Annotated in this window: 26 protein-coding genes; 3 read left to right on the top strand and 23 right to left on the bottom strand. The window is 69.7% G+C overall.

Translation table 11 applies throughout. From position 1 onward, the window contains the following. Positions 1-77: 77 nt before the first annotated feature. The 10 genes from ACWKZU_RS13135 to ACWKZU_RS13090 form a co-directional block, all read right to left on the bottom strand. Positions 78-1151, bottom strand: coding sequence for a zinc-binding dehydrogenase (locus ACWKZU_RS13135; RefSeq protein ID WP_449282777.1), 1074 nt, complete (start codon positions 1149-1151; stop codon positions 78-80). An 82-nt stretch (positions 1152-1233) separates the two neighbouring features. Beyond that, positions 1234-2313, bottom strand: a complete 1080-nt coding sequence (locus ACWKZU_RS13130; protein WP_449282776.1) for a zinc-binding dehydrogenase — start codon at positions 2311-2313, stop codon at positions 1234-1236. An 11-nt stretch (positions 2314-2324) separates the two neighbouring features. Beyond that, complete coding sequence (locus ACWKZU_RS13125) at positions 2325-2897, bottom strand: hypothetical protein (protein ID WP_449282775.1); 573 nt, start codon at positions 2895-2897, stop codon at positions 2325-2327. A 67-nt stretch (positions 2898-2964) separates the two neighbouring features. Next, a complete protein-coding gene (locus ACWKZU_RS13120) occupies positions 2965-3984 on the bottom strand; it encodes an ABC transporter permease (RefSeq protein WP_449282774.1) in 1020 nt (339 codons plus the stop codon). Further along, positions 3981-4976 carry an ABC transporter permease gene (locus tag ACWKZU_RS13115; RefSeq protein WP_449282773.1) on the bottom strand — a complete coding sequence of 332 codons (996 nt, stop codon included), beginning with the start codon at positions 4974-4976 and terminating at the stop codon, positions 3981-3983. The genes ACWKZU_RS13120 and ACWKZU_RS13115 overlap by 4 nt, the downstream gene beginning before the upstream one ends. Then, entirely contained in the window at positions 4960-6543 is a 1584-nt protein-coding gene (locus tag ACWKZU_RS13110; protein ID WP_449282772.1) for a sugar ABC transporter ATP-binding protein, read from the bottom strand. Before ACWKZU_RS13110 ends, ACWKZU_RS13115 begins: the two co-directional genes overlap by 17 nt. Before the next feature lie 117 nt (positions 6544-6660). Continuing rightward, positions 6661-7968, bottom strand: a complete 1308-nt coding sequence (locus ACWKZU_RS13105; protein WP_449282771.1) for a substrate-binding domain-containing protein — start codon at positions 7966-7968, stop codon at positions 6661-6663. A gap of 351 nt (positions 7969-8319) precedes the next feature. Next, the gene (locus ACWKZU_RS13100) at positions 8320-9735 is read right to left on the bottom strand and encodes an aldehyde dehydrogenase family protein (protein WP_449282770.1); all 1416 of its coding nucleotides are present in this window, start codon (positions 9733-9735) and stop codon (positions 8320-8322) included. A 132-nt stretch (positions 9736-9867) separates the two neighbouring features. Continuing rightward, complete coding sequence (locus ACWKZU_RS13095; protein ID WP_449282769.1) at positions 9868-10941, bottom strand: PDR/VanB family oxidoreductase; 1074 nt, start codon at positions 10939-10941, stop codon at positions 9868-9870. Beyond that, entirely contained in the window at positions 10941-12110 is a 1170-nt protein-coding gene (locus ACWKZU_RS13090; protein WP_449282768.1) for an aromatic ring-hydroxylating dioxygenase subunit alpha, read from the bottom strand. Before ACWKZU_RS13090 ends, ACWKZU_RS13095 begins: the two co-directional genes overlap by 1 nt. A gap of 166 nt (positions 12111-12276) precedes the next feature. Between ACWKZU_RS13090 and ACWKZU_RS13085 the strand changes: the two genes are divergently transcribed. Continuing rightward, the gene (locus ACWKZU_RS13085; protein ID WP_449282767.1) at positions 12277-12861 is read left to right on the top strand and encodes a PadR family transcriptional regulator; all 585 of its coding nucleotides are present in this window, start codon (positions 12277-12279) and stop codon (positions 12859-12861) included. Positions 12862-12930: 69 nt separating this feature from the next. Here ACWKZU_RS13085 and pcaC read toward each other — a convergent pair whose 3' ends face one another. Genes pcaC through pcaH form a run of 5 tightly spaced genes read right to left on the bottom strand, consistent with a single transcriptional unit; the run spans position 12931 to position 17032 of the window. Next, positions 12931-13362 carry a 4-carboxymuconolactone decarboxylase gene (gene pcaC / locus ACWKZU_RS13080; protein WP_449282766.1) on the bottom strand — a complete coding sequence of 144 codons (432 nt, stop codon included), beginning with the start codon at positions 13360-13362 and terminating at the stop codon, positions 12931-12933. Next, positions 13359-14138 (bottom strand): alpha/beta fold hydrolase, encoded by a 780-nt coding sequence (locus ACWKZU_RS13075; protein WP_449282765.1) that lies wholly within the window; start codon positions 14136-14138, stop codon positions 13359-13361. Before ACWKZU_RS13075 ends, pcaC begins: the two co-directional genes overlap by 4 nt. Then, the gene (locus ACWKZU_RS13070; RefSeq protein WP_449282764.1) at positions 14135-15559 is read right to left on the bottom strand and encodes a lyase family protein; all 1425 of its coding nucleotides are present in this window, start codon (positions 15557-15559) and stop codon (positions 14135-14137) included. Before ACWKZU_RS13070 ends, ACWKZU_RS13075 begins: the two co-directional genes overlap by 4 nt. Next, positions 15549-16160, bottom strand: a complete 612-nt coding sequence (gene pcaG / locus ACWKZU_RS13065; protein ID WP_449282829.1) for a protocatechuate 3,4-dioxygenase subunit alpha — start codon at positions 16158-16160, stop codon at positions 15549-15551. Before pcaG ends, ACWKZU_RS13070 begins: the two co-directional genes overlap by 11 nt. A 32-nt stretch (positions 16161-16192) precedes the next feature. Continuing rightward, complete coding sequence (pcaH, locus tag ACWKZU_RS13060) at positions 16193-17032, bottom strand: protocatechuate 3,4-dioxygenase subunit beta (RefSeq protein WP_449282763.1); 840 nt, start codon at positions 17030-17032, stop codon at positions 16193-16195. A 259-nt stretch (positions 17033-17291) separates the two neighbouring features. On the opposite strand from pcaH, the gene ACWKZU_RS13055 reads away from it, so the two are divergent. Beyond that, positions 17292-17504 (top strand): hypothetical protein, encoded by a 213-nt coding sequence (locus tag ACWKZU_RS13055; RefSeq protein ID WP_449282762.1) that lies wholly within the window; start codon positions 17292-17294, stop codon positions 17502-17504. A gap of 120 nt (positions 17505-17624) precedes the next feature. On the opposite strand, the gene ACWKZU_RS13050 is transcribed toward ACWKZU_RS13055, so the two are convergent. Further along, complete coding sequence (locus ACWKZU_RS13050; protein WP_449282761.1) at positions 17625-18239, bottom strand: hypothetical protein; 615 nt, start codon at positions 18237-18239, stop codon at positions 17625-17627. Positions 18240-18733: 494 nt separating this feature from the next. Here ACWKZU_RS13050 and ACWKZU_RS13045 point away from each other — a divergent pair, with 494 nt between their 5' ends. Further along, positions 18734-19201 carry a MarR family winged helix-turn-helix transcriptional regulator gene (locus tag ACWKZU_RS13045; RefSeq protein WP_449282760.1) on the top strand — a complete coding sequence of 156 codons (468 nt, stop codon included), beginning with the start codon at positions 18734-18736 and terminating at the stop codon, positions 19199-19201. 183 nt (positions 19202-19384) lie between these two features. On the opposite strand, the gene ACWKZU_RS13040 is transcribed toward ACWKZU_RS13045, so the two are convergent. The 7 genes from ACWKZU_RS13040 to ACWKZU_RS13010 form a co-directional block, all read right to left on the bottom strand. Continuing rightward, entirely contained in the window at positions 19385-20167 is a 783-nt protein-coding gene (locus tag ACWKZU_RS13040; protein WP_449282759.1) for an IclR family transcriptional regulator, read from the bottom strand. Between the two features lie 129 nt (positions 20168-20296). Further along, a complete protein-coding gene (locus ACWKZU_RS13035) occupies positions 20297-21754 on the bottom strand; it encodes an aldehyde dehydrogenase family protein (RefSeq protein ID WP_449282758.1) in 1458 nt (485 codons plus the stop codon). Next, positions 21751-22431, bottom strand: coding sequence for an HD domain-containing protein (locus ACWKZU_RS13030; protein WP_449282757.1), 681 nt, complete (start codon positions 22429-22431; stop codon positions 21751-21753). The genes ACWKZU_RS13035 and ACWKZU_RS13030 overlap by 4 nt, the downstream gene beginning before the upstream one ends. Continuing rightward, complete coding sequence (locus ACWKZU_RS13025; RefSeq protein ID WP_449282756.1) at positions 22431-23729, bottom strand: NAD(P)/FAD-dependent oxidoreductase; 1299 nt, start codon at positions 23727-23729, stop codon at positions 22431-22433. The genes ACWKZU_RS13030 and ACWKZU_RS13025 overlap by 1 nt, the downstream gene beginning before the upstream one ends. Before the next feature lie 2 nt (positions 23730-23731). Further along, positions 23732-24052 carry a 2Fe-2S iron-sulfur cluster-binding protein gene (locus ACWKZU_RS13020; protein ID WP_449282755.1) on the bottom strand — a complete coding sequence of 107 codons (321 nt, stop codon included), beginning with the start codon at positions 24050-24052 and terminating at the stop codon, positions 23732-23734. 38 nt (positions 24053-24090) lie between these two features. Next, positions 24091-24858, bottom strand: a complete 768-nt coding sequence (locus ACWKZU_RS13015) for an SDR family NAD(P)-dependent oxidoreductase (RefSeq protein WP_449282754.1) — start codon at positions 24856-24858, stop codon at positions 24091-24093. Positions 24859-24862: 4 nt separating this feature from the next. After that, positions 24863-26692, bottom strand: a complete 1830-nt coding sequence (locus ACWKZU_RS13010) for a PEP-utilizing enzyme (protein WP_449282753.1) — start codon at positions 26690-26692, stop codon at positions 24863-24865. Positions 26693-26713 lie beyond the last annotated feature (21 nt).

The following is a 26713-nucleotide window of genomic DNA, read 5'->3' as shown; positions in this document are numbered from 1 at the left end:
CGCCGCATTTCCTCCGAGTAACGGCACGAGCCCGCACACCGGTGGTGTGCGGGCTCGTGCCGTGGAGTGACGACGGATCAGGGGAATGTCACCACGGTGCGTCCGATATGCTGCGCCATCTCGGAGTAGGCGTCGTTCACATCCTCCAGCGAGACCGTGCGGGAGACCAGCTCATCGAGTTTGAACCGGCCCTCGTTGTACAACTCCACGAATCGAGGGATGTCCCGACGGAAATTCGTGGACCCGTTGAAGATGGGTCGGATCCGCACCTGATTCCAGATGAAATCGGGGCCGATCCCGATCTCGAGTGTGGCTCCCGGCTTGTTGATGCCGACGACACCGAGTTCGCCGGCCCGCCCGACGGAGTCATACGCCTGCTTCGTCACCTCCGGCCGTCCGACGAAGTCGAACACGTAGTCCGCCCCGCCATCGGTCAGCGCCCGGATCGCCGCTACAGGATCTTCCTCCGCCGAGTTCACGACATCGCTCGCACCGAATCGACGCGCGTACTCGAGTTTCTCATCGGCCACGTCGACGGCGATGATGCGCGCCGCGCCGACCAACGTCGCCGCCTGGATTGCGGTCAACCCGAGACCGCCGCAGCCGAACACGGCGACAGTCGCCCCTACCGGCACCCGAGCGGCCGTCAGCACTGCCCCCGCACCCGCCAGCACGCCGCAGCCGAGGACGCTGGCCAGCTCGTGCGGGATCGGCTGATCGACGCGCACCAGATTGTTCTCATGCAGCAGCACCTGTTCCGCGAAGCCGCCGAGCTGGGCGACAGCGGTCACCGGAGCCCCGTCGAGCGAGAGTCGCGGGGCTTCGCCCTCGGACCTCGCCACGAAATCAGGCCGTTGGCACATGTTGATGTCATCCCGCAGACAGGCCGGGCAGCTGCCGCAGTGGGACTGCAACGAGGCGACGACGTGATCCCCCACCGCGAAACCGGACGTGTCGGGTCCGACCGCGGCGACGACACCGGAGATCTCGTGACCGAGGATCGCCGGCAACGGCCAGCCCCCCAGCGAACTCGCGGTCAGGTCGCTATGGCAGAGGCCGCTCGCCTTCACGTCGACGAGCACCTCCCGGCCGATGGGGGTATCAATATCTACGTCGGCGAGGCGGTAGATCGCTCCGATCTCGTCGAGCACGAGAGCCTTCATGCGAACTCGTGTCCTTTCTTCTCGTGTGACACGGGCGCGAGGCCGCACCCGCGGTGGCTGGGAGCAGATGCTAGAACCGGGTGATGACCGCGCGCGCGACCGCGCCGCCTGCGAGTAAGTCGTAGCCGCGGTCGACCTCATCGAGTCCGATTCGCTCGGAGACGAGAGCATCCAGATCGAACCTGCCCTGCAGATACAGATCCGCGAACATGGGAATGTCGAGGTGCGGATTCGTCGACCCCATCGAGACGCCGACGATCCGTCGCTGCGGCAGGATGATGTCTCCGAAGAGGTCAAGATCGAGTCGGTTCCCCGGCTTCTGCACGCCGATGAGCAGAGCGGTACCCCCGACGCGAAGCATTCGAACCGCCTGCTCGGCCGTGGGCTGCATCCCGATCACTTCGAAGGCATGCGTCACGCCGCCGCCGGTGAGGTCAAGCACCGCTTGCACAGCATCGCCCTCACCAGCGTTCACCACGTCGGTCGCGCCGAACTGCTGCGCAAGTTCGAGCTTCACCGGCTGCAGATCGATCGCGATCACCCGCGAGGCTCCGGCGAGCACCGCGCCTTGAATGGTGTTGAGCCCTACTCCGCCGCAGCCGATCACGGCGACGGTGTCGCCGGGACGTATTCGAGCGGTGTTGACCGCGGCTCCCGCACCGGTCACCACACCGCAGCCGAGCAGGCAGGCGACGTCGAATGAGATCTCTTCCGGAATCGGGATCGCCAGGTTCTGATGCACGAGCACCTGCTCCGCGAACCCGCCCACCCCCATGAATTGGGTGAGGCCTGCTCCCTCGAAGGAGAGTCTGGGCGTTTCGTCGGGTCCGCGCTCGAGCGTCGCCACGCGCTGACAGCGGTACGGGCGCGCGGCACGGCACTCCCCACAGCTGCCGCAGCCGGCGACCATGCAGAGCACCACGCGATCCCCGGGTTTCACGGTGGTCACCGCGTCCCCGATCTCGGCGACCACCCCCGCCACCTCGTGTCCGAGCAACGCCGGCATCGGAAAACCCATGCCGTGCTGAGCGATCGAGAGATCGCTGTGGCACAGTCCACTCGCCTGCACATCGACGACGATCTCGCGCGGCCCGGGCGCAGCCAGCGTCACATCGACGACCTCGAAACCGGCGCCGGGAGCGCGCACCACGGCGGCGCGCACTATGCGTCACCCCCGCGCTGCGCACCGTCGAGCAGTTCGCTCTGAGGGTCGTCGACTCCGCGGAAGGGAGCGGGAGGCCCGGAGAGGAAGAAGAAACCCGGTGTGCCGGTCCCCTCGTTCGGCGTGCCCGTGCACAGAAACAGCAGATCGTTCACCTTGCGGATCTCGTCGAAGAAGCCGATGCTGCCCGCCCCGTTGTCGAAATCACTGTACTTGAGGAAGAGCGTCTCCTTGCCGTCGATGGGCGAAGGTCCGCGATACACGCCGAAGCGGTCGCGGCGCGCGACTGTTCCGTCCACCTGCCGAATCCGGTTGTATCCCGCCGCGCCGTCGCCCTCGTTCCCCGGGAAGCCCTTCCCCAACCAGAACGATCCGTTGCCTGCCTTCACCCGGTCGAGCGCCGCGCCGAAGGTCTCATCGGTCAGCCCGAAATAGTCGATGCCCGCGTACTCGCCCTCGATCTCGCCAGGGGTCGGCGCGTCAAGCGAACGGAAGAGCTCGAGCAGCGCATCGTAGTCGAGCGCCGCGAGGTGCGGGATCTGCCAGTGCTCGCGCGGGTCTACTGCAGACATGGGATATCTCCTTCTGATCATTGGATGGATGACGTGATTCGTTGTGGCGACCGAGCCGACCTGGTCGTCACACGCGATCGCTGAGTTTGCGCCCGCGGCCGTAGATGACCATCGCGACGAGAATCACGATGCCGTAGAGGATCTGCTGGTCGCCGGTGGCCAGACCGTGCCCGATCAGCACCGTGGTGATCACTGTCAGCATGAGCGCACCGATCACGGTGCGCGAGTAGTCGCCCGGACCGCCGAACACCGTGCCGCCGATGATGACGGCCGCAAGGCTCTGGAACAGGTAGGGGCCGCCGATCGAAGTATTGACGGTGCCAGAGAACGAGGCCAGCACGACGCCTGCGAAGCCCGCGAATAGCGCGCCGAGCGCGAACACGATCACCCACATGCGGCGCACCTTGATGAGCGCCAGACCTGCGGCTCGGTCGTTCGCACCGGCCGCGAGCATGCGGCGTCCGACCGTGGTGCGGTGGATGAACACCGTGAGCACCCCGATCACGATCGCCCAGATGAGCAGCACCGGCGGGAACGGCAGCCCGAATGTGGTGGAGCGCAACGAGGTCAGTGCCATCAACCACTCGGGAGCACCGCCCGCGATGGTGCCCTCCGTCTGCACCTGCATGAGGCCGAGTGCGAACGTCCCCATCGCCAGGGTCACCACGAGCGGCTCGACCTTGTAGCGATGGCAGACCCACCCGACGATGCCTCCGAGGATGAGCGTGAACGGGATGAGGAGCAGCATCGCGGTCGCGAAGCTGATGCCGTGGATCGCGGTGATCTGCGTAGCGAACACCGCGCCGACGACGAGGAAGTTGGCGACGGACATGTCGACGCCCCCGAGCAGAATGGCGAGGGTCTGTCCGAGACCCGCAAGCCCCACGAGCGATGCAAGGATGAGCAGGGACTTGACGCTGTTCGCCGAGGCGAAGCCGTCGAGTGTGAGCGCACCGAGCAGGAAGGCGAGGAGCGTGATCCCGAGTTGCAGAATGGGAAACCGGCTCTGGGCCCGGGCCAGCACCTCGATCGCTCGAGGGCGCTGGTCCATGAGGCGTACGGCTTCGGTGGTGAGCGGAGAGCTCATGACTTCTTCTCCTTCCGCGGGGCGGCCATGACCGCTCCGGCGACCACGGCGAACAGCAGCAGTGCGCCGAAGACGAGGTTCAGCCAGACCTGCGAGACGTTGAACAGCGTGAGCATGTTCTGCACGAGGAAGATCACCGCGGCACCGGCGACCGCTCCGAGCAGCCCGCCCCGACCGCCCATCATGCTGATGCCGCCGAGTGCGATCGCGGTGATCGCACCGATGATGTACGAGGAGCTCGAAGACGCATCGACCGAACTCACCAGGGCGGTCAGTGCGATGCCGCCCACCGCGGCGATCATGCCGCCGACAGCGTACGACACGACACGGATCAGATTGACGTTGATGCCGGCCGAGAACGCCGTGGTGTCGTTGCCACCGACAGCGTAGAGGTTGCGACCGAAGGCGGTGCGCATCAACAACGACCATGCGATGAGCGGGATGCCGATGGTGAGGAGCGCCCCGGGCACGAACCAGATCTGCTTGGCCATATCGAGCACCCATCCGTCGAAGAGGATGACCGGCGTCGGGGCGAGCCGCAGATTGATACCCGTGAGAATGAACATCGAGGCGAGTGAGGCGACGATCGGAGGAAGCCGGAGCCCGACGGCGAGCAGGCCGTTCAGACCGCCGATGACTCCACCGATGACGAGCAGGATCGGAATCGCCTCGTAGCCGCCGAGCCCCGCAGGCGTGAGGTAGCCCGCGAGCAGGATCGACGAGAGGGTCATCTGCGCGCTGATCGAGAGGTCGATGCCGCCGCCGATGACGGCCGCCGCGGTGGCCATAGCCGCGAGTGCCAGCGGGGCGAACGCCGCGAGCTGCTGCACCGGGCCGAACTGCGGCTGCATGATGATGTTGAGCACCAGCATGGCCACGGCGAGTGCGGTGGCGAACGCCGCCGGTCGAGCGCGCAGGAACAACCGCAGTCGTTCCCCCGACGAGAGCTGCGGCAGGGATGCCGCGCGCCTCTGTTCAAGAACCCGGCTCATCCTGGGCCTCCTTTCCGAAGAAGCTCGCGACCAGGGTGTTCCTGGTCGTCTCGGAGTGGGCCAGCTCACGCGTGCACGCGAAGTCGTCGAAGACGAGCACCCGATCCATGAGTTCGACGTGCTCATCGACCTCCGTCGAGAGCATGACCACGGCGAGCCCCTCCGCGGTGAGTTCGCCCAGCAACCGGTAGAGATCGCGCTTCGCGTTGATGTCGATCCCGCGCGTCGGATCGTTGAGCAGCAGGATCTCGGGCCGAGTCGCGAGCCATCTCGCGATGATGACCTTCTGCTGGTTGCCGCCGGAGAGCGTAGTGATCGCGTTCGAGGGATTGCCCGCTTTGATGCTGAGACGCGCGATGTAGTCGGCAAAGCGTCTGACCGTCGCACGCGGGCTCAGGATGCCGATACGCGAGTCCTCCGAGATCGTCGCGATCGAGAAGTTGTCGAGGATCGACATCCACTCGAAGAGAGACTCGCCGCGGCGCTCGCGCGGCACGTAGGCGATGCCCTGGGTATGCGCCGCGTCGTGGGAGGCGATCTCGACCTCATCTCCGCCCCGGCTGTGGCGGATCACGTGACCGTTCCGCGCACCCAAGCCCGCGAGCGCTTTGATGAAGGCGTCCTGCCCCTGACCTTCGAGGCCTGCGAGCCCGACCAGTTCGCCAGCGCGGATGGTCACGTCGATCGGTGCACGGCCGGGCGCGAGTGTCAGGCCCCGGGTCTCGAGCACCACCTGCGCATTCCGGGGAAGCTCGCGAGACTCGGCTCTGGCTGCCGTCTGGGCGAGGTGCTCCCCACCCGTCATCATGACGACGAGTTCGTCCGTGGTCCAGTTCTCGTCATCGACCGTGCCGACGGTCACACCCGAGCGCAGCACCGTGATACGGTCGCCGATCTCCTCGATCTCATCCATGCGGTGGGTGATGAGCACGATCCCCGTGCCCTCCCCACGCAAGCGGTCGACCACGGTGAACAACCGTGAACGGCTGTCGTAGTCGAGAGCAGAGGTGGCCTCATCGAGGATGAGCACGCGAGGATCTCTCAGCAGAGCACGGGCGATGCTGCAGACCTGCCGTTCGCTGAGCGAGAGCTCCTCGAGCCTCGTGTCAAGGGCCGGAGGGTGCTCCAGGAGCTCCGCGAGCACCGCTCTGGCACGCTCACTCTTCTCCGCCTTCGAGACTCTGGTGGCGAATGAGCCGTCGACTCCCAGCCAGAGGTTCTCGAGCACCGTACAGCTGTCGACGGTGAGCACCTCCTGGAACACCGTCACGACCCCGGCCGATTGCGACATCCGAGGGGAGGCGAAACTCGCGTAGCTCTTACCCGCGACCTCGATCGCTCCGCCGTTCGGAGCATGGATGCCGCTCAGCATCTTGACCAGCGTCGACTTACCCGAGCCGTTCTCGCCCACCAGAGCGTGCACCTCGCCCGCACGGATATCGAACGAAGCATCGCGTACGGCGATCGTCGGCCCGAACCGCTTGCTCAGCGAGGTGACACGAAGCAGCACCTCGGTACTCGCCTCGGGTCGCACTCGCCTCTCGCGAGTACTGGTGTTCTCGTTCACCACCCGTCCTCCTCTATCTCAGTTCGAACTCCCCTGTCGCGGGAGTGGTCGGCGTCGCGGTGAAGCGGATGGTGTTCTCCGCCCCGCCGCGACGCCGCAGGATCTGCGACCCGGCGTCTACCGTCCCGGGTTCGCGAAGTAGCCGTCGAGGTAGTCCTCGGGCAGCAGGCTGCCGACTGTCGCGGTCTCTTCGGCCGACGTGATCGTGGCGCCGGGCACCGCGTACTCGCTCACGTTCTCGTCCGTAATGAACTGCGTCTCGAGGGCGATCTGGTTGATCTTCGGGCCTTCGCCCCGCATCGTGCGCATGGCGACCTCCCAGAGCGCCTCGCCGAACTGCGTGCCGGTACCCGGGATCGCAAGCCCCTGGTAGCCGTCGGGACGGAGTTGCTCCCACCACGCGAGCGACGCAGCGGTCGGCAGATTGTCGAGCACGAGCGGCATGTTGTCACGACCGGCATCGTCGAAACCGGCGAAGACGCCTGCTCCCATCGAAGCGACCTGATAGACCATGTCGATCTCGGTCGGGTACGAGGACAGGAAGCTCATCACCGCGGTCTTGGCACCCGGATCGTTGAAGTTACCTGCCGGCTTGCCGACGATCTCGATGCCCTCGCAGAAACCGAGCACCTGCTCGGCGGTCTCGATCGACGTCGTGTTGACGGTCATGCCCTCGATGCCCTGCACGAGCAGCACCTTGCCGTCGCCGCCGATCATCTCCGCACCGCGGGCCACGTGCTGGGCCACGGCGTCGAACCCGTTCGGGCTGATATTGAGCGCGTACGGGGAAGCCACATAGCCCGTGAAGGTCACCGTCGGGATCCCCTGCTCGCCTGCGGAGTTCACGGCGCCCACGAGCGCCTCACCGGAGAGGGGCTGCGCGATGATCACATCGGCGCCCTTGCGCACGAGCTGTTCGAAAGCGCGCACCTGATCCGCGGCGGTGACCTCGCCGCCCGCCCCGCCCGGGGTCTCGACCAGCAGCTCGGAAACCTCACCGGCCGCGATCGACTCATCGGCGAGCTTGCGAATTTCGGTGCTCAGCGCCGCCGCGACCGGGCTGCCCGAGTCCTGCTGCAAGTAGCCGACGGCGACCGGCCCCTCGGCGACCTTCGACGACAGCTCGGCGAAGGCGCTGGTCTCAACCTTGTCTGGCCAGCCGTTGAAGGCCGCACGCACGTTCTCGGGCAGCTCGGCGAGCAGGCCATCGGGATCGTTCGCGTCCTTGACCGGCACGTCGCCGCAGCTCACCGCTGCCGCGGGCTCGCCGCTGGCGTCGGCGGCGCCGGCGCTCGCACTCGAAGTGCCACCACCGCCGCAAGCCGAGAGGAACAGCGCTGCCGGAAGCGCCAGACCGAGGAGGGCACCGCTGCGCAGCTTGCCGAAGCGCCTGATGCCTCGAGGCTCACCATTCAGTTCGTTCATTTTGCTTACCATTCCTTCGTGAGTACTTCGCCATTGAAATTGGGGAATGCGTGGCTTGCGCCGTTGATCCTGGGGATCCTCCGGGGGTTCCTCCGGTCCCGTGCGGGGTACCCGCAGTGGCTACGATAGGTCGCCCTTCATCCGCTGCGAACGGGTTCGGAGCGACCATGCGCACCGGGGTCAATCCAGTGCGCATGAGAGCAATTCCGGGCTGCGGCGGCAGAACGTGCGTGTCTGCTGCGGCACTTCCGCGCGTTGCAGGGCGCGGCGCAATGCGCATGAATCAGGGGCGCGTCTGCTGCACGACCAGCGCAGCAGACGCGCCCCCAAACCGTGAAGAACGGTCGTGGTTCACACGGTGATGACCTTGGGTGCGGCGACCGCCTTCAGGCCGTGCGCGCCGAACTCGAGGCCGTACCCGGACGCCTTGACGCCGCCGAACGGCACCATCGGGTTGAGCGTGCCGTGCTGGTTCACCCACACCGTACCGGCCTCGATGCGCTCGGCCACCTCGCGCGCCTCCGCCGGGTCCCCCCACACCGACGCCCCAAGGCCCTGCTCCGACGCGTTGGCGCGCTCGATCGCGTCGTCGAGGTCGGTGTAGCGGATCACCGGGATCACCGGCCCGAACTGCTCCTCGTCGACCAGCGCCGCCCCGTCCTCGATGTCCGTCACGATCGTGGTGCGGTAGAACTGCGCCCCGAGCTCCGGGGCGGGCCCACCTCCCGTGACGATCCTCGCGCCGCGCGCGCGGGCGTCGTCCACGAGCCGGCTGACGATCTCGAACTGCTGCGGCGTCGTGAGCGGACCGAGCAGGTTCTCCTCCCCGGTGCCGGGACCCATCGGGATCGACTCGGCCAGCGCCTGCAGTTCGGCGACCACGTCGTCGTGCACCGAATCGTGCACGTACAGCCGCTTCAGTGCGGCACAGGTCTGCCCGGTGTTGATGAAGATCCCCCAGAACAGGCCCTCGGCGATCGCCTTCGGATCCGCGCCGGGCAGCACGATCCCCGGGTCGTTGCCGCCCAGCTCCAGGGTCAGCCGCGCCAGGTTCTCCGCCGAACCGCGCACGATCTCCCGCCCCGTCTCGGTCGATCCGGTGAACATCACCTTGTCTATCCCCGGGTGCTTCGCGATCCCCGCGCCCACCTCGCGGTTGCCCGAGACCACCGCGAGTACCCCCTCCGGCAGGTGCCGGTTCATCAGCTCGACCACCGCGAGCACGCTGAGCGGCGTGTAGCTGCTCGGCTTCACCACGACCGTGTTCCCCATCCGCAGCGAGGGTGCGATCTGCCAGATCCCGATCAGCGCCGGCCAGTTCCACGGCCCGATCGCCGCCACCACTCCCAAAGGCGCGTAGTGCAACTCGGACCGGGTGCCCTCCGCCTCGAACAGCACCTCGGGCTCGATCACCGTGTCGGCCGCGTTCCGCACCCACACCGCACACCCCGCCGCTTCGAACCGCGCGCCGGCGCCGTTCAGCGGTTTGCCCTGCTCCCGCGCGATGATCCGCGCGAGATCCTCGGCGTGCGCATCGATCTCGTCCGCCGCGAGCCGCAGCAGCCGCGATCGCTCCTCGTGCCCGAGGCCGGCCCACCCCTGCTGCGCCGCGCGGGCCGCGTCGACCGCCGCATCCAGATCCGCCACCGTGTGCACCGGCGCGTACCCGATCGTCTCGCCCGTCGCGGCATCCGGGATCGGCCGCCCGGCACCCGCACCCACCGTAATCGCCCCCAACAAGGCGTTTCCCGTCATGTGCTTCGTCATTCGATTCCTCCTCGAGTCGACCCGCAACGCGTCATCGCGACGGGACTATGAGGAAGTCTGAGGTCCCGCCGCGCGCCGGGACAGACATGAGACGCATGGAGTCTGAGCGTCCGCGCACTGTCACACGGATCCTCAGCTCAGCTCGACGACCACCCGGGAGGTCCGGCCGGCGGGCCGGTACGCGAGGGCCGCCTGAGCCGCTTCGCTCCCGGGGTGCGCGCCCGGCGTCGCCGGCGCCCCCTCGATCACCCGCGAAACGCAGCAGCACATCTTCGAGTTGGGCGCCTTCTGGCGCTCGGAGTAGAACACGTCGCGGTGATCCACCCGCCCGTCGAGTTCGAGAATGCGCGCCTCGCACAGCCCGCACTCGCCGCGCCGGCAGTCGTACATCGTGTCGACACCCGCGCGCTCGAGCGCCTCCAGCATCGATTCCTCCGGGCCCACCCGCACGGTGACGCCGTACTGCGGCACGCTCACCTCGAAGGCCTCCGGCGCGAACCAGCCGGAATTGCCGAAGGTCTCGTACCGCAGCGCCGTGATGTCCCGTCCGCCGCGCTCCCAGCCGCGCTTGATCTCCTCCATGAGCCGGATCGGCCCGCACATGTACGCCTCTGCCCCCGCCGGCAGCCCGTCGAGCAGCTCGGCCACGCTCATGCGCCCGTGCTCGTCGGTGATGTGCGGCACGAGGCGGTCCCCCAGCAGGCCGGACAGGTCGTCGAGATAGGCCATGCGCTCGCGAGAGCGTCCCACGTAGTGCAGCACGAGATCCGCGCCGAGTCGGTCGAGCAGTCTGGCCATGCCCGCGATCGCCGTGATTCCGACGCCACCGGCGATGAGGGCGTACGACCCCGCGCCGATCCTGAGCGGGAAGTCCTGCAGCGGCTGCGTCACGCGCACACGATCGCCCTCGGCGAGCCCGTGCATGAACCGGGATCCTCCGCGCGAGTTCTCGGTGAGGAAGACCGAGAGCGCCAAGCGGTCGCCGCTCTCGGAGGCGTCGACGATCGAGTAGGAGCGCTCGTCGCTGCGCGACTCGCCTCGATCCGGCGCGTTCGCGCCGATCTCGACCACCACGTCGATATGTTCACCGGGCCTGACCGGCACGGCGCGATCCGGAAGGAGTTCGATGCGGCGCACCCGCTCCGCCGCGTCGCTCACGCGCGCGACGGTGGCCCACTGCCACTCGACGCGCTTGTCGGCGGCCATCAGGCGGCCTCGGCGCCGGGCGTCGGGGATCCCGATCCCGCGCCCTGGCGCCCCGCCGGGCGGTAGACGCCCTTCGGGGGCTCCGCGCCGCCGCGGCCCTCGTCGGCGAGCGCCCGCTCCAGCAGGCGCCGCACCCACATGCCGCCGGCGTCGATGTTGAGGCTGGTGAACTCGTAGTCGGGGTTGGCGTCGATGGCATCCTGCTGCGCCTTCAGCATGCGCTCGTCCTCGCCGAACACCCCGTGCACGCCGTTGCGCAGCTGGGTCGTGATGAGCTGGCTCTCGAGCCGATAGTTGCGCATGAAGGCCCAGAAGTAGTGCGAGCTTCGATCGTGCTCGGGGCTGATCGTGTTCATGACGTAGCCGTTGACGCCCTGCGAGCGATCGCCCTCCGGCGCACCGGTACCCGCCTTCGCCACCCCCACATCGATGCAGATGGTGCCCGGGTAGGAGTAGTGGATGATCTGCCAGCGGTCGACCCTGCCCTCGAAGCCGGGGAACCGGTCGCGCATGTTCTTCAGCCAGAACGGCGGCGGGTCGATGTTCAGCATCCAGCGGGTCACCGTCACCGAGCGCTCGTCGTGCGCGACCACGAACTCCGACTCGCTGAGCTCCTCCTGCCCGATGGATGAGGAGTGCACGAACTCCTCGTGCGTGAGATCCATGAGGTTGTCGAGGATCAGCTGGTAGTTGCAGGGGGCGTAGATGGTCTCGCCGTCACCGGCCCACTCCGGGGAGTCGAGCTGCGTCATCGGAGGGATCAGTTCGGGATCGGCGAGGGTCTGATCCCCCAGCCACACCCAGAGGTAGCGATAGCGCTCGACGATGGGGAACGACGGCACCGTCGCAGAGGGGTTCAGCGTCTCCTGAGCGGGCATGCCGGTGCAGCGACCCGCCGGATTGAATCGCAGCCCGTGATAGGGGCACTGGATGTCGCCGTCGCCCATGAGCCTGCCCTGCGAGAGCGGCGCGAGCCGGTGCCAGCAGGCGTCGGCGAGCGCGACCGGAGCGCCTTCGGGGGTGCGGTAGATCGCGAGCGGGCGCCCCGCGATGGTGCGCGAGAGTATCCCCTTCGCGGTCGCCTCGTGATCCCACGCGGCGACGTACCAGCCGTTGAGCGGATAGGTCAGCAGTTTGGCGGTGGACGAGGGCAGCGCTTCGACGGTCACGGGGGCTCCTTTGCTCCGGGGTACAAATAACTATATAGATAGTTATTTGATAGTGCCAGCGCCGCCCCTCCTCTCCGGCGGATCGGCTCGCGTCGCGCCGGGATACGCTGGACGCAGCGATCCCTCCACTCGCGCCCGCCCGACCGCCCCGACCGGAAAGCCGCTCATGAGTCTTCGCGCCGCCCTGCTCGCCCTCATCTCGGGCGGGCCGCTCACCGGCTACGACGCGGCGAAGCACTTCCGCAGCTCGGTCGGACACCTGTGGCACGCCCCCGACTCGCAGATCTACCCCGAGTTGCGCAAGATGCAGCAGGCCGGGCTGCTCGCCGCGCGCGAGGTGCCCTGGGGCAGCAAACAGGCGACGAAGACGCAGTACGAGCTCACCGAGGCCGGGCGAGAAGCGCTGCGCGAGTGGCAGCGCACCCCGCTCGGCTACGCTCCCGAGCGGGACCAGGCGCACCTGCTGGCGGCCTACTTCGAGTGGGGATCTCCGACGACCGCCCGCGAGCGGCTGCGGGACCACATCGCCTTCTTCACCGCCGCGCGCGAGAGCGCCGAGCAGCAGGCGCGCGAGATCCGGGATCGCACCAGCGCGACCCTCGAGCGGCGTCTCGCCAACAGCGCGCCGGAGGATCACGCGCGGATCGCGGCGTTCAAGCTGTTCGCATACGAGGGCAAGGTCGCCCGTGCCGACGCCGAGATCGCGTGGGCGGAGCGAGGGCTCTCGCTGCTGGACGAACTCGACGCCTGAACCGGCTCTCCGGCTCCCCGGTTCTCCCGACCGCCCGCCTCCGGCGCCCGGCGCGAACGGGTGCGGAAATCAGAGGTCCCCGAGCTCCTCCAGCACCTCGCGCGCGAGCTTGAAGCCCTCGTTCGCCACCGGCACCCCGCAGTAGAGGCCGGCCTGCAGGATCACCTCCTCGATCTCGTCGACCGTGAGTCCGTTGCGACGGGCTGCGGCGACGTGCATCCGGAACTCGCCGCGGTGGCCCAGCGCGAGCATCGCGGTGAGCACGGCGACGGAGCGGGAGCGGCGGTCGAGACCGGGCCGCGACCAGATGTCGCCCCACGCCGTGCGCGTGATGAAATCCTGGAAGTCGGCCGTGAAGCCGGTGATGCCGGCGCTCGCGCGATCCACGTGCTCGTCCGAGAGCACCTCGCGGCGCACGACCATGCCCTGCGCATATCGCTCGGCGTCGCTCAGCCCCTCGCCGGCCGGTCGGCCCCCGGGCCCGCTCGCCCCGTCCGTCATCGTGCGGTCTCCGCGAAGAAGCCGAGCAGGGCCTCGGCCACCGCGTCGGGCTGCTCGGCCGGGGGCTGATGCGCAGCGCCGTCGATGCGCAGCTTGCGGCCGCGCTGCACTCCGGCCACGATCTGGTCCTGCTTCTCCTCCGGGCCCACGGTGTCGAACTCGCCGTAGACCGCGAGGATCGGCACCGCGATCTCGCCCAGGCGCGATCGCACGTCGTACCCCGCGAGCGCCTCCGCGCAGCGCGCGTACCCCTCGGGCGAGGTCTCCTGCAGCACGCGCAGGATCCGCCCGGTGAGCACCGGCTCGTTCGTGATCGAGTCGGGTGCGAACCACGTCTTCGAGGAGGGGCCGACGAGTGCGGCGGGCGACTGCTGCCGCACCATCTCGGCCCGGGCGGTCCAGTGCTCCGCTCCCCCCAGCTCGGCGCCCGAGGCGATGATCGCCGCTCCGAGCAGCGCCTCGGGGTGACCCAGCGCGAGTTCCAGCCCCAGCGCACCGCCGATGGAGACGCCGGCGTACAGGAAGCGTCCGCCCGCGTGCTCCTGCCCCGCCTCGGCGACCGCGTCGGCCAGCTCGGCGAGCGTGAACGGCTCGGCGGGCACGGGGGTCTGCTCGTGCCCGGGCAGGGAGAGCAGCGTCACGCGGTACTCGGCGGCGAGCGCCGGCACGACGTTCTCCCAGAGCAGGGTGCCCGTGCCGAGCGAGTGGCCGAGCACCACGAGCGGCGCTCCGGCGGGACCGACCGGGTCGGCGAGTCTGATCGGGGGGCGGGTCATGGTGTCTCCTCCGTGATCGGTTCGGGATCGTCGTCTAGGTCGTCGACGAGGTGCGCGGCGAGGCCCGTGTACTGCGCGGGATCGAGCAGCGCGTCGACGTCGACCCCGGCGAGCGCGGGCTCGGCGCGCAGCAGACCGGCGAGGTCCGCCCCCTCGCCCGCCGCGGCCACGAGTTCGCGCACGCGCGCGGAGCCCAGGATCGGGCCCAGCTCCAGGTTCAGGCGCTCGGCGACGATGAGGCCGCGGGTGAGCTCCAGGTTGCGCCGCACGGCGTCGCGATCGACCCGCAGGCCGGCCACGAGCCGGGCCGCGGTCGCGCTCGCGCCGAGCGCGAGGCGCAGCAGCTCCCGCAGTGCGGGCCACTCCGCGTGCCATGCGCCGTCGGGCCGCTCGTCGACCGCGAGAGCCGCGGCGGTGTGCAAGGTCGCCGCGAGGTGCGGCGCGCGGATCGCGGCGGAGCGGATCAGCACCGAGGCCGCCGGGTTCCGCTTCTGCGGCATCGCGGAGGATCCGCCCGCCGCCCCCTCGGCGAGCTCGCCGACCTCGGTGCGGCTGAGCGCGGCCACGTCGGCGGCGATCTTGCCGAGGGCGTCGATCGTCTGCACGAGGGCGTCGCCCAGTTCGGTGACGGGCCAGCGCTGCGTGTGCCAGGGGGCCTCGGGCGTCGCGAGGTCGAGCTCCTCGGCGAAGGCCTCCGGCAGCGCGCGGGCCGCCGCCTCGCCGCCGATCGCGACGAAGGACGCGAGCGTACCGCCCGCGCCTCCCAGCTGCACCGGGAGCTCGACCAGGACGTCGTCGAGCCTTGCTGCGGCGCGCTCGACCCCGCGGGCCCAGTTCGCAGCGCGTAGTCCGACCGTCGTGGGCACGGCGTGCTGCGTCAGCGTGCGCGCCGCGGCGGGCTCGTCGCGGTGCTCCGCCGCGAACCGCCGCAGCGCCTCGTCGGTCTCCACCAGGTGCGCCAGCACCTCGATGCCGGCGTCGAAGGCCGTCATCATGAGCGCGGTGTCCATGATGTCCTGGCTCGTCGCCCCGCGATGCACCCAGGCGCGGGCGTGCTCGGGCACGAGATCCCGCAGCATGCCGACGAGGGGGATCACCGGGTTGCCGCCGGCCACCGATCCCGCGATCAGGGCGTCGAGGTCGAATCGCGCGGGCGCCGTCGGCGCCGATCCCGCGCCTTGGCCCGCGTCATCGCCACCCGCGTCGCCATCCGTGATCCGCATCAGCGCCGCCGTGATCGCCTCCGCCGCCTCGCGAGGGGCCGCTCCGACCGCGGCCCAGGCGCGCGCGAGCGCCGCCTCGGCGGCGATGAGGCGCGCGGCGAAGGCCACGTCGGACGTGCTCTCGTCGAGACCGACGGTGACGGGCGAGAGCAGCCCCGCGTCGATCACGTGGCTCTCATCACTCGCGTCAGAATGCAAGGAAGACGGTCTCCTTCTCGCCCTGCAGGCGGATGTCCTGCTGCAGCCACCCCTCGGGCGTACGCTCCAGGACGAGCGTAGCGCGCTCCGCCTCGCCGAGCGAGGACAGCAGCGGATCCCGCGCGAGCAGCTCCTCGTGCTCGGGCAGGTAGAGGCGGGTGTGCAGCTTGTCCGGCAGGCCGCGCGCGTACACGATCACCGCGAAGAACGGCGCCTCGCCGCGCACGGATCCGGGCTCGCGCGTCCAGAACTCGAAGTGCCCGTCGTCATCGGTGAAGGCGCGGCCGAAGCCGGTGAAGGTGTGGTCATCGCGCGAGAGCGTGCCGCGGGCGCGCGGCACGCTGCCGTCGCTGTCGGCCTGCCAGATCTCGACCATCGAGTCGGGCACGGCGTTGCCCGCTCCGTCGAGCACCCGCCCGCCCAGCACGATCGCGCCCGGCGAGTGCGGGAACACGAGCTGGTGCTTCTTCTCGAAGTCGGTGCCGAAGGCGAAGAACGGCCCGACTGTCTGCCCCGGGGTCGGTTCGTGCGTCTTCGCGGGGACCTCCCGGGATGCGGCGAGGGCGATCGCCCCCGTGTCGACCGGGACCGTGCCGGCCATCGGAACCTGGCCGAAGGCAGTGGTGTCGTTCATCAGTGCTCGTCCTCCTCATCGAACCAGGTGGCGTTCTCGAACCAGGTCTGCTCGGGGCCGTCGACCACGATGTCGAAGCGGTACCCCATGGAGAACTCGGGCACCGTGAGGTCGTGATCGTAGACGCCGACGAGGCGATCGCGGTCCTTCTGGCTGCGGATGGTGTTGTAGATCGGGTCGAGCGGGAACAGCGGGTCGCCCGGGAAGTACATCTGGGTGACGATGCGCTGCGTGAAGGAGGTGCCGAACACCGAGAAGTGGATGTGGGCGGGACGCCAGGCGTTCACGTGATTGCGCCACGGGTAGGGCCCCGGCTTGATCGTGGTGAACTTGTACTCGCCGTCGTCGTCCGTGATCATGCGGCCGGCGCCGGTGAAGTTGGGGTCGATGGGGGCCGGGTGCTGATCCCGCTTGTGGATGTAGCGGCCGCCCGCGTTCGCCTGCCACACCTCGATCAACTGGTTGCGCACGGGGCGCCCCCACGAGTCGAGCAGGCGCCCCTGCACGGTGATGCGTTCGCCCTGGGGTTCTCCCGGGCCGCCGTTGAGCGTCAGATCCGACTCGACCGCCTTGACGTCGCGCTGCCCGAAGGCCGGCGACCACAGTTCGATCGTCTCGGGGTCCGTGTGCTTCGGGTCCTTGGTCGGCGAGCGCAGGATGCTCGACCGGTAGGGCGGGAAATCGAGGATGGTCTGCGGGAACCGCTCGCCCGCGGCCTCGCGGCGGTCGTAGTCGGCGTGCAGTTCGGCGGTCTCCCGATCGATCTGCGCCTGCGAGGCCTGATCGGGGGCCGCCAGCAGCGACTCGGGGGCCACCGAGGTGTTCTGCGCTTCGGACATCGTGCTCTCCTTCGAGGGACGGGATCTCTCCCAGGGTGACAGCAGCCGGCGCGGCAGCCCGTCGCCGTTCCCACTCACTGGGAGCGAGCGGAGCGGCGTCGGCCATCCGGGCCCCGCGGGTCATCACGGTTCCGCATCGAAACCGCCGCAGATCTCCGCGGCGGCGGCCGCGAGATCGGCGGGTTCCGCCCCGGACCGCGCGATCCGCCTATTTGCGGACACGGATCCGGGCCACGGTCCGCCGCGGGGAGGCGCGGTCATGACCGCACCGCGGCTCGAAGTGCACCGTCTCTCGAAGACCTTCGCCGGCGTCGCCGTGCAGGGCGAGCCGTTCCCGTTCCGCCGCCTCTTCACCCAGGACGTCGCGAGCGGGCTGGATCTGACGGCCGACGGGCAGTCCTCCGGCTCGTGGTTCCGCGAGGCCGACTACCGCGCCGGCTTCACCGATCTGTGGGGGGGAGTCACCGGATAGGCGCGGACGTGTTCCGTCGCGCACCGGGAGCCGGTGTGCGACGGAACGGAGCGGGGTCCGGCCGCAATACACTCGCGGCCGGACCCCGTCTCTGCTCGATGCGGTTGCGGCGAGGGCGCCTCACAACTGATCGCGAGGCACCTCTCCCAGGACCCCGAATCGAATCGGCTCTCCCCGGTCGACGGCAATCCCTATCTCTACGGACTCCTCCGCTCTCAGGCTCGGGCTGATCGCGATGACGTTCGGGACCTCCAGTAGGTACTCGGATCCGCTCTTCGGATCCGCCCGGTCAGGCAGCAGCCTGGCTTCGAGGTATTCTCCATTGTCGACGTCCTCGATCGCGACGGCGACTCCCTCCCGGTTGAACTGGGTGGCGGGCCCGCACGCGTGTCCCAGCACTCCAGCTGGAAGCCGGAAGAGCAGGCACACGTTCCCGCCGTTGTCGAGAGCCGCCCAGTAGCTCGCCCTCGCTCCCTTGCCGAGATACCGCGTTGCAGCCGTCTGGATGCCATCCTGTCCGACATCCTCTGCGGCATAGGCGAGGTCGGTCGGCAGCACATCCTCGCGGTTCTGCTCCGATTCGAGCACCGCCAGGTCCGGCCGGTTATCCGGTTTAGGGTCTGCGAAACCGGGACCGGACGAGACGAACGTCTGCCAGGCCAGCACGAGCGCCATAGCTGCCAAGGCAGCGAACACGAGAGAGCCGACGAGCCGGATCTTCACTGATGCATTCACGGTTGTCGCCTCTACCAGATCGTCCGACCAGAGATCGGGTACTTGCCAACCAGGGTCCCTGGATAGTTCCACCACGTCACGTTGTACGCGCTGCGCCTGGCGGTCGTCGATGACCCCCCTGCCCACTGCAGGCGAGCACCGGTCCAGTTCAGGTGCGTAACGGAGAGCGAGCCGTTCCCGGTCTTGAGCTGACCGTATGGTTTGGCGTTGATCCAGCTATCGTGGTCCATAAACCTCCTTGTTTTCGATGAGCTTGCTGCAGCGTCTCACGCAAAGGCCCCGCGCCGTATAGGTTGTCGATCTCTTGTCCCCCACAAAGGGGACAAGAGGCGGTTGCGCGGCTGGAGGACCTCTCCGAGGCAATGTCGCATAGCCTGATCCCGACGCGAGGAGCTCAAGGGGGAACAGCCCGGGACCCGGTCGCCCGCCTCCCCGGCGTTCCCCGCCTGCACTACGCTGAGGATCCGACCCTCATCCGTCACCCCGGGGAGCCGATGAACGCGGAACGCATCGCCGAGTACCACACCGGCCACCTGCTGCGCCGGGCGCAGCAGCTGCACCACGCGCTGTGGATGCGCGAGGTCTCCCGCGAGGTGTCGAGCGTGCAGTTCGCGGCACTCGCCGCGCTGCTGCGGCGGCCCGGGATCAGCCAGGCCGACCTGGGCACGGCGCTCGATCTCGACCGCTCGACGATCACCGACCTCACCGAGCGCATGGTGCGCAACGGCCTCGTGGCGCGCGCGCAGAGCACGGAGGACCGCCGCCGCAAGGTGCTCACCCCCACCGAGCTGGGTCGCACCACGCACGATGCGCTGCGACCGGCGGTCGATCGCGTCGAGCGACTGCTGACGGAGAGCCTGGGGGACGACGAGAGCGAGATCCTGCGAGGCGCGCTCCTCACGATGCTCGCGCACGGCGTCGAGCAGGGCGTGCTGCAGAGCGTCGCCGTGCGCACCCGGTAGCGCGCTCCGGCGCGCGGGATCGACCGGCTGAGGTGGAGGGTCTCCACATCCCGTCTGCATTCAGCCCCGCCGTCGAGAACAGTGCCGTCTGCTGAGAACAGCATCGATACCGTCGAAACGCGGCATGTTCTCGACGGAAGCACCCCTTCTCACGGCGAAGGCGGGCGGGTAGGCCGAGCGGGGCTACGCCCGGATCTCGGCGAGGATCTCGCGCGCCGACTGCTGGACGAGTCGCGACAGCAGGCGCTCATCGGCCCGGTCGATGTGCACGACCACACCCAGCGCGATGGGCGGCAGACCGGCGACCCGGGGCACGGCGGCCGCGACCGAGATGTTGCCCAGCGTCATCTCCTCGCGGGTGAGCGCGTACCCCCGCGCGCGCGTCAGGCGCAGGTCCTCGCGCAGCGCGCGCTCGTCCACGATGGAGTGCACGGTCTCCCGCTCGCGCGGGGTCGCGAAGTAGCGGGAGAGCCAGGCCTCGTCGCACCCCGCGAGCAGCGCCTTGCCCACGCCGGTCGTGTGCAGCGGACCCCGCCCGCCGGCGCGGGTCACGGTGGGGATCGAGCGGCGCCCGGTCACCCGGCCGACGTACAGCACCCGCGCGTCCTCGGGCTCGCCGTCGAGCACGCCGAGGTGCACGTTCTCGCCCGTCGCCTCGTAGAGGCGCATGAGGTGCGGGATCGCGCGCTCCCGCAGGCGCAGCGCGAGCGGCGAGAGCTCGCCGAACTCCCACAGCCGCGGCCCCACGGCGTAGCGGTGCTCGGGCATCCGCACCAGCAGCCCGCGCTCGAGCAGGGTGCCGAGCAGGCGGTGCAGCGTGGAGGAGGCGAGGCCGGTGCGGCGCCCGAGCTCCGCCGCCGTGAGCTCGGGCTCGTCCTCGCTGAAGCAGCCGAGCATCCCGAGGGCCCGATCGAGCACGCCCTGCGGGCTCGAGCCATCAGCGCCGCCGAGTGCCTGCTCGCTCATGCCGCCTCCTCGCCTCGAGTCCCGTCTCCCGACGAGCGTAGCGCCCGCGGGCGCGAAGACGGCGCCGGGCGCATGGACCCGGCCCCGGGCGCACGAACCCGATCCCGGCCGTGCAGCGCGACGGGGCGCCTACCGGCGGTGGATCGACTTGAAGGCGACGTACTGCTCGAGTCCCTCTACCCCGTACTCGACGCCGAGGCCCGAGTCATGCCGTCCGCCGAAGGGCGCGGCGTGGTTCGACGCGAAGAAGTTCACGCCCACCGAGCCGCTGTCGACCCGCTCCGCGACGGCGAAGGCGCGCGCCTCGTCGGCCGAGAACACGATGCCGCCCAGGCCGAACGGGGTGCTGTTGGCGATCTCGACCGCCTCCTCCACGGTCTCGTAGGGCTGGATCGTGACGACCGGCCCGAAGATCTCCTCGCGGGCCACCCGCATCCCGGGCGCGACGTCGGCGAGCACGGCCGGGGCGATGAAGAGGCCGGGGCCCGGCACGGGATCCCCGCCCGTCACGAAGCGGGCCCCCTCGGCGCGGGCGGAGGCGAGGTGGTCGAGCACCGACTCGTACTGCGGCCGGTTCGCGACGGGGCCGAAGACAGTCGCGGGATCCAGGGGATCGCCCTGCGGCGCGGCGGAGACGATGCCGCCGATGCGCGCCACGATCTCCTCGTAGCGCGAGCGCGGGGCGAGGATCCGGGTCGAGATGTAGCAGGTCTGGCCGGTGTTGCGCATGCAGGAGCGCACGAAGACTCCGGCGAAGGCGTCGAGGTCGACGTCGTCGAGCAGGATCGCCGCCGACTTGCCGCCGAGCTCCAGCGTGACGGGCCGCAGCAGCTCGCCGCACGCGGCGGCGATGCGGCGCCCCACCTCGGTCGAGCCGGTGAACGCGACCTTGTCGACGTGCGGATGCCGCACCATGGCGTCGCCCATCCGGCCGGGCCCGGTGACGAGGTTGATCACCCCGGCCGGAACGCCGGCCGCAGCGGCGGCCTCGACGATGTAGCGGATCGAGAGCGGCGTGGGCGAGGCCGGCTTGATGACGACCGCGTTGCCGGCGAGGAGGGCCGGCGCGAGCTTGATCACGACGAGGTTGATCGGGAAGTTCCAGGGCGCGATGAGCGCGCACACGCCGAGCGGGTCGCGCCGCACCACGCTGCGCCCGCCGCCGTGGGGGAAGGGCCGCACGTCCTCGCGCTCGAGGTGGCCGGCGAGCGACGCGAAGTAGCGCAGGATCCCCGCGGCGTTCGCGGCGGCGCCGCTCGTCTCGGCGACCGGCGAACCGTTCTCCAGCGTGTTCGTGAGGGAGAGCCCGTCGGCGCGCGTCTCGACCTCGTCCGCGAAGCGCAGCAGCACGTCGGCGCGCTCGTGCGGCGTCATGCGCGGCCACGGCCCCTCGTCGAAGGCGCGGCGGGCGGCAGCCATCGCGGCGTCGACGTCGTGCTGGTCGCCCGCGGGCACGCTCGCCCACACCTCGCCGGTGGCGGGGTCGACGACCTCGATCCGCTCGGCGCCGTGGGCCGCGACCCACGCGCCGTCGATGAAGTGGTCGTCGACGTGGGTCCAGCGTGGCGCGGCTTCGGTCCCGCTCATCGCAGCACCCCGGTCTTCAGCAGCGCCTGCGAGCGGTCGAGGTCGGCGTTCGCCATCGCGATCGCGGCCTCGCTCAGCAGTTCGGGGATGATCTCGGCCCGGAGCCGGTCGGAGTAGGCCGCCGGGTCGAGGCCGAACCAGCCCGAGGCGAGTGCGATCCCCGCGTGATCGAAGCGCCACAGCCGGTCGGCGTCGCGCACGAGCGCGTCCTCGAGCGAGCGAGCCTCGGGGCGCGTGTCGTGGCCGTCGATGATCGCGCAGACGGCCTCCACGAAGCCGCCGTCGTAGCCGAGACCGGGCAGCACCTCGCGGGCGATCTCGCAGCCCTGCTGCTCGTGCTGGAAGCGGATGTCGGCTTTGCGCCAGTCGCCGCCGAAGCCCTCGGAGATGATGCGCGACTCGTCGACGCGCCCCCACCCCGTGTCGTGCAGCAGGATCGTCACCCGCACGAGCTCGGCATCGGCCTCCGGATGCGCGGCGATGAGGCGCTCGGCGTAGGCGAGCGAGATCGGCAGGTGGATGTCGTTGGAGCGCGCCCGCGTCTCCGGCACCACCGCGGCCCAGATCGGATCGAGGTCGGCGCCCGCGGCGGGGGTGAGCTGGATCGGCGAGGTGTCGATGGGCCCGGTGGCCCCGATGGGCGTGGCGGCGGGGATGGGGTGGGTCGGCACGGTCATCACTTCCCGGTGGTGTCGATGGCGGATGCTGGAGTGAGGGCTTCGGCGGCTGCCAGCACGGACTTCAGGGGCACCGCGGGGTCGCCGACCGCCTCGGCGGGCAGGTTCACACCGCGGTTCAGGGCCTGCCGCACCATCATGAAGTCGAGCGGCGCGTTGACGCAGTCGGCGGCGATCAGCTGCTCCCCGCGGTAGTACAGCACGGAGAGCTTGCCCGGTTCCCCGGGACTGCGGTCGACCACGCGGTCGTAGCCCGACGACAGGCCGGCGATCTGCAGCTTGAGCTCGCCCTGGTTCGACCAGAACCAGGGGATCCCGCCGTACTCCTCCTGCCGTCCCGTGAGGGCGTACGCCGCGACCTTCGCCTGCTCGATCGCGTGGTTGACGCTCTCGAAGCGCACCCGCTCGCCGGCCGGCGAGTTCGGGATCGGATTCGGCAGGTTCGAGCAGTCTCCGATGGCGAGCGTGACGCCGTCGGAGGCCGTCGCGTAGCGGTCCACGACGATGCCGTTGTCGACCTGGAGTTCGAGCTGCTCGGCGAGTGCGGTGTTGGGGATCACGCCGATGCCCACGAGCACGATGTCGGCGGGGATGACCTCCTCCCCCACGACCACGCCGGTGACGCGCGCGACGCCGTCACCCCGATCCTCGCCGACGATCCGGTCGGCTGCTGCGGCGAGCCGCACGTCGATGCCCTGCGCGACGTGGTGCGCTCGGAGGAACTCGGAGGTCTGCTCGCCCACGGCGCGGCCCACGAGGCGCGGGCCGAACTCGAGGATCGTGACCCGCTTGCCCATGGCGTGCAGGCTCGCGGCGGCCTCGATGCCGATGAAGCCGCCGCCGATGACGACGACGTTCTCGACCTCGGGCGCGCGCGCCTTGAGGTCGAGCGCGTCGTCGGCGGTGCGGAGGTAGAGCACGCCGTCGAGATCGGATCCGGGGATGGAGAGGCGCCGCGCCCGGGCGCCGACCGTGAGCGCCAGACGGTCGAAGGCGAACTCGCGGCCGGTCGCCGAGCGGGCGACGCCCGAGCCGTCGGCCGCGGTCTCGACCTCGGCGATCCACTCGCCCTTGACGACCGCGATCCCGTGCTCGTCCCAGTAGTCCTGGCTGCGATAGATCAGCGACTCCTTCGTGATCCTGTCCTGCAGGAACTCCTTGGACAGCGCCGGGCGCTGGTAGGGGCGGTGATCCTCGTCGCCCAGCAGCGTGATGGCCGGTTCGTAGCCGAGGGCCCGGAGCGACACCGCGAGCTGCACGCCGGCCTGGGAGGAGCCGATGATGAGGAGGCCGGCCATGATCAGACCTGCGTCTCAGGGGTCGCGACGTGCAGTTCGGCGCCCTCGCAGACGCGCAGCTGGCAGCTGAGGCGGGAGTTCTCGCGGCGGTCCACGGCGGTGCCCCACAGCATCTCGTCCTCCATCTCCTCCATCGCCGGGAGCTCGGAGAGATCGGCCTCGTCGACGAAGACGTGGCACGTGGCGCACGACAGCGATCCGCCGCACTCGGCGACGATGCCGGGCACCCCGTTGCGCACCGCGGTCTCCATGACCGAGTCGCCGGGGGTGGCGTCGACCTCGGTGACGACGCCTTCGGAGCTCGTGAAGATGATCTTCGACACTGGCTTCTCCTTTCCTGGTGCGTATTGCGGTGCTGCGGCTAGATGAACTGGCGGCCGCCGTCGACCACGAGCGTCTGCCCGCTCACGAAGGCGGCGTCGGGGCCGGCGAGGAAGAGGGCCGCACCCACGATGTCCTCGGGCTGCGAGGCGCGCCGCAGAGCGCCGCGCTCGACGCCGTAGTGCTCGGCGCCCTCGATGAGGCCGTAGCTCGCCTCCGTGAGCGTGAAGCCGGGGGCGATCGCGTTGACGGCGATCCCGCGGCGGCCGAGCTCCTTCGCCATCACGCGGGTGAGGCCGATGACCGCCCCCTTCGACGAGACGTAGTGCGCCCAGTGCTCCGAGCCCGAGTAGACGGTCGCCGACGCGATGTTGACGACGCGGGACCCCTCACCCAGGTACGGCGACGCGGCCCGGGTCATGAGCCACGGCCCCTTCGCGTTGACCGCCATGACGCGGTCCCACTCGTCGGGGTCGAGCTCCTCGATCGGTGCTCGGGTTATGCCCGCGTAGAGGCCGGCGTTGTTCACCAGGGCGCGGATCCGGCCCCCTCCGAGCTCGGCGACCGCCGCTGCGACCTCCTCCGTGGACGTCACGGAGGTGACATCGAGGCGGCCGTGCCAGGCGCGGGAGCCGCACTCCTCGACGAGGCGGGCCGTCTCGGCCGCGCCGTCGGCGTCGATGTCGGCCACCGCCACGGCGTAGCCGCGGTCGGCGAAGCCGAGGGCGAAGGCGCGGCCGAGACCGCCGCCGGCGCCCGTCACCAGGACGACGGCGGGCTCTGCCGGGGGAGCGGGATCGTGCGTCACGGGATCAGCCCTCCAGGATCTCGACGCGGCCGGTGTTGCCGTCGACGCGGATCAGCTGCCCGGTCGAGATCGTGGTCGAGGCGTTGCCCGTGCCGGTGACGGCGGGAAGGCCGTACTCCCGGCACACGATCGCGGCGTGGCTCATCATGCCGCCGATGTCGGTTACGGTGGCCTTGATCTTGCCGAACACCGGGCCCCAGGAGGGAGCGGTGATCGTGGCGACGAGGATCTCCCCGTCCTGCACCTGCCCGAGCTCGTCGGCGTGGTACACGACGCGCGCGCGGCCCTCGACCGCGCCGGGCGAGGCGGCCATGCCCGTGATGGTGCCGTCGTCGCCCTCGTCGTCGCTGAGCCACTGCTGCACCTGCTCGGTGGTGATGCCCCAGAGCATCTGCGTGAAGGGCTCGGTGATCTCCGCGGGAGGCGTGTTCAACGCGGGCTGCGGGCGCTGCGTCTGCAGGGCCGCGACGATCCGCGCGCGCCGCTCGATCTCGGCGGGCCAGTACCGGGGCCCGACCGCGTCGCTGCCGACCGCCCAGCCCGTGACGTAGTCGAAGAGCGCGTCGCGCACTTCGCCGCGGGTGAGATAGAGGATGTCGCTCTCATCGGCCCAGAAGCCGGCGGCCGCGAACACCCGGCCGAGCTCCCGCACCTTGCGCCAGAACACCCCCATCGTCCAGTGCTCGATGTAGAAGTTGTGGTTCTCGACGTAGGGGTAGGCCGTGGCCGCGAGCCCGAGCTTCGCGTTGAAGGCGGCCAGGTCGTTGCCCTCGAGCAGGCTCCGGTACTCGCTCACGATACGGTCGCGCTCGGCGATCAGCTCGTCCTTGGGGCGCAGGATCGTCTGACCGGCGTCGACCCGGCGGATGTAGTCCTTGATGTAGCCGAGGGGGATCTCCTGGTGCTCGTTCCAGTACTTGTCGTGCCCGTAGAAGCCGTTGCCGACGGTGAAGTTGAACCACGGATCCTGCGCATCGCTGTAGCGCGAGAGCCACAGCTCGCCGCCGTCGCGCCGCCCGATCTCGGCGAGGGTGCCCGCAACGTCGTCGGTGTTCGCGAAGGCGGACTGCAGCCCGAGCTCGACCGCCAGCACGGCCAGCTCCTTGAGCTCGTCGTCGGGCCGGAACAGCTCCATGTCGACGCCCTGCACCATCTTCGCGATCGCCTGATCGGGGATGCCCGGGAACCGCTCCTTCGCGAAGGTGAAGAAGTCGAGGTAGGCGAGGTACCCGAGGTTGAGGAACTCGAAGTGGTACTGCCAGTTCTGGTAGGCGAGCTGGATCAACCGGTCGTAGTTCTCCATGAGCACCTCGGAGCCGTCCTTGGCCTTGCCGCTCTCGATGTCCTCGAAGGGCACCATCTCGGGCAGCGGCTCGAAGCGCAGCTCCTCCATCTCGGCGATGGTGCCGCGCACCTTCTCCTTCCAGTCGTCGAGCAGGCGCTCCCAGTTGCCGAAGTAGTGGCCGACGCGGCGCTCGAACTCCGGCACGCGGGCCGGGATGTCCTCGGGGGCGACCGCGATGGGGCTCATGTAGAGATAGCCGAGGTGGATCTTGAACTCGATGCCGTTGGCCGGCGGGATGAGCAGGTGCCGGGTGTTGTACTGCCCGAGGCACTTCACCGCGAACTCGCCGCCGATCGTCTCGAAGGGCTTGAAGACCGTGGGCCAGTGCTGGCTGTCGCAGAACCAGAACTTGTTCTCCGAGCCGTCGCCCTCGCGGAAGGGCAGGTAGTAGGGGTAGAGCGACTCCCAGTCCTCGGCGCCCGCCGGCACGGGGATGTCCGCGGCGCTCGGGAAGGACTTCAGGGCGGTTGCGCTGGAATCTAACGTCATTGTCGTGTTCCTGTTCTCGTG

The organism is Leucobacter sp. (assembly GCF_053528595.1).
This window is presented reverse-complemented; position numbering and strand designations above follow the sequence as displayed.